The organism is Marinirhabdus gelatinilytica, assembly GCF_003353425.1.
Classification (GTDB): domain Bacteria; phylum Bacteroidota; class Bacteroidia; order Flavobacteriales; family Flavobacteriaceae; genus Marinirhabdus; species Marinirhabdus gelatinilytica.
Genome location: NZ_QRAO01000017.1, coordinates 1 through 3728, shown reverse-complemented (window position 1 = coordinate 3728; position 3728 = coordinate 1). Strand labels below are relative to the sequence as shown.

Here is a 3728-nt window from a genome sequence, read left to right as displayed (position 1 = left end):
GTGCAGGAGGATCTTGGCGGGGCACTGGGCCACCAGCTGGATATGTCCGGCCTTGGGGCTGCGGTGTACTTCGTGGAGATAACTACCGAAAGAGGAAGCATCGTAAAACGAATTGTAAAAAAATAATATTTAGCACACGTTAAGTCTAAATGCAAAAAGCATTATCATTATGATAATGCTTTTTGCATTTCTTTATCAATTATAAAAAATATAATGTGTTTAATCGATAAAAAATTGCTTCTTATCGATTTTATTTTATATTTGAAACAAATTAGAACATCCCCCGTAAATCTATCTTTATGAAAAAATACTTCTTTTCTCTTACATTTTTGTCAATCTGTTTAGCTGTTAATGCACAGAACATTACAAATTTAACTGGAAAAAAAACTGCTGTTAAAAATAATAACAGTAATCCAGTTGTTAGTCTAACCATTACTAATCCATTACAAAAATACACCACAAATGGCCCTGTCGAGCGAGAGCTTGGTACGCTTATTTCAGAAAATAAACTCATTCCAAGTGATGCTTTGTTTGTAGTAACTTCAGAGCATACAAGTAAGCTAAGTGGAGTTCATCATATTTATTTTAAACAAGCGGTGAATGGACTTGAGGTTACAGGAACAGAATCTAGTGTTCATGTGCGTGCTAATGGAGATATTGTATCCTCAAATTTAAACTTCGTTAAAAACGTACAACAGTTTCAAACCCCCTCAATAGCATCACTAAATGCAGAACAAGCAGTTCAAAAAATTGCCCAACAAATGAATTATTCAATGGGCCCACTTAATGTAATTGAGCGTTCAAATGCAGCAAATCAGAAAACACTTTTTTCAAGATCAGGTATTTCAGGTGAAGAAATACCCGCTAAACTGATGTATTATTACAATGAAAATATTGGGTTAAAACTTGTTTGGGAAGTATCCATTCAAGAACTGAATTCTTCAAATTGGTACAATTTCAGGCTGGATGCTACAACGGGTACAATAATAGACAAAGATAATTGGACCGTTTCCTGTAATATTTTAGGAGACCACAGCCATCATGATCATAGTGATAATAGCACTCGTACTGTGGAAGAAAATTGTGTGGAAGGACAAGTATTCACAGAAATTTATACAGCTCCTACTTTTGAAGAGAGTATGGTGCCCACATATCAAGTATATCCACTACCACTACGATCACCTTATTCTGGCGGAAGGACAAATGAAGTGAACCCCCAAGATGCAACAGCTTCCCCACTTGGCTGGCATAACGATGGAACAACTACCTACACTCGAACCCAAGGAAACAACGTTCGTTGTTATGATGACGATAACAACACTAACGGTCCCTCAAACACCAATGATTATGCTGAAGGTGGTACCAGCTTGGTGTTCCAATTTCCTTTAGAAGATACAAATGGTTTTGGACAGCCAGTATATAGTGCAACCAACCAATCTGAAGATGCTGCTGTGTCCCACCTTTTTTACATATCCAATGTTATTCATGATATAATTTACCAGTATGGTATGGATGAAGCGGGAGGTGCATTCCAAGAAGATAACTTTGGCAATGGTGGCGTTGGTGGTGATAGTGTAAATGCTGAGGCCCAGGATGGGTCTGGAACCTGTAATGCGAATTTTGGGACCCCTGGTGATGGAGGTAATCCAAGAATGCAAATGTACACTTGTGGTAACCGTGATGCATCTTTCGATAATGAAGTGGTTATTCACGAGTATGGACATGGTATTTCAAACAGGCTAACCGGTGGCCCAGCTGCAGCAGGCTGTTTGGGCAACGAGGAGCAAATGGGTGAGGGATGGAGCGACTATTACGGTGTAATGCTAACTATGGTAGCTTCTGAAAACGGTGACGATGCCCGTGGAATGGGAAATTGGTTAAATGGAGGTGGACTTAACGGTGGTGGTATAAGAACACACCCCTATAGTACAGATTTTGCTGAAAATCCACACACTTATGATGACATTAAAACTGAAGTTGCTCCGCACGGCGTTGGTTCGGTTTGGGCAGCGATGCTTTGGGAGATGACTTGGGAGATTATGGACAAGTATGAAGCTGCTAGTGGGAATGGTTTTAGCTCAGATTTCTATACGGTTACAGGAGACCCGAATGTAGATGCAGGAAACATTCAGGCAATGGCTATCGTTACTGAAGGATTAAAGCTTCAGGCCTGTAGCCCTGGGTTTGTAGATGGTCGTGACGCAATTTTACAAGCTGATAACAATATTTATGGCGGTGCCAACCAGTGTGAGATATGGGCCGCGTTTGCTAGAAGAGGTCTTGGATTTAGTGCTTCTCAAGGTAATTCTACAAGCAAGTCAGATGGTACTGAAGCATTCGATTTACCTCCTTCATTCGCAAGTTTCGATAATTCTATAGCAGAAATTTGTGTTACTGAAGGGACTCAAAACAATCTTACGGGGGGGTTGCCTACTGGAGGAACTTATAGTGGTCCCGGCGTTACCGATAATGGAAATGGGACTAGCTATACGTTTGACCCTGTTGCAGCTGGAGTAGGATCTCATACCATTACTTATAATGTTGTTGATGGTTGTACTGGCAACCCTACAAATGTTACTGAAACAATTACAGTTACCAGTGGAGACCCTTTATTGATCTGTGAAGATTATACCCTGCAATTAGACGCAAGCGGAAATGGTACACTGGATTGGCCAGATGTTGTGAGTAATGAGATCAAAAATCCCTATGTGGTTGCAACGGAAGCCATTGCTTTAGAAACCCTGACAGGTGCAGCTACTACTCTGGCATTGGGTGATGATGCTATTACTGGAGCATTGCCCATAGGATTTGATTTTGAATTGTACGGTGAAAAAGTTTCTGATTTCTATGTATGCTCAAACGGATTTATATATTTCACTCCTAATACTGGAATGACAGATGCACAATCGAGAACAGCACAAACATTTCCAGAACCCGGCATACCCAACGGTATCATAGCCTTGTTTATGGACGATCTTGATCCAAGTGCAGGAGGGACTATAAGATACCAAGTTTTCGGAACAGCACCCAGCAGGAAGCTTGTCGTCGAATATGATGATGTTCCATATTGGAATACTACTGACTTGAATTCTGGACAAATCCATATTTACGAAGGAACCAATGTTATAGAAACCCACGTTTCTGTAGCTACTGATGGAGGCACAAAAACCCTTGGTGTAGAAAGTATCGATGGTGATGCGGGTACAACACATCCAGCAACGAATAATAGTGGTTGGACAGTTGCTTCACCAGGGCTTGTAATTCGCTTTACCCCACAAGCGCCTTCCTTTGCCCAAAACTGTGGCAACAACGTATCATTTACCTTAAGCGAAACAAATTTCACCTGCTTAGATGTAGGAGAGAATCAGGTTACTGTTACCGCAGACGATGGTAACGGTGGAATTTCAACTTGTACCGCCACGGTTACGGTAGTTCCAAATCCAGCTCAATTAACTACTTATAATGGTAGTTGGGATAATGGACTCCCCAATACTACATCGGTGGCAACTTTTGCAGGAAACTATAACACAAGTGCTGGCAATATTGAAGCATGCTCCTGTATTGTAGATGCTGACGCAACGATTACCGTAGGTGCTGGAGAGTATATTCGTTCACAAGGAAATATAACTGTTGACGGCACCCTCCAGGTGGACCACCAGGGCAGCGTGGTGCAGGTGGACCCCTCTGCGACGGTGTTGAACAACGGTACGATCAACGTGGACGTGACC

General features: G+C 41.6%; 2 protein-coding genes. Both read left to right on the top strand.

What is annotated here, in order from left to right:
• Entirely contained in the window at positions 1-126 is a 126-nt protein-coding gene (locus C8D94_RS15585; protein ID WP_115124803.1) for a T9SS type A sorting domain-containing protein, read from the top strand.
• 173 nt (positions 127-299) lie between these two features.
• Positions 300-3728, top strand: a 3429-nt coding sequence (locus C8D94_RS15090; RefSeq protein ID WP_115124802.1) for a M36 family metallopeptidase, incomplete at its 3' end; no start/stop codon positions are given.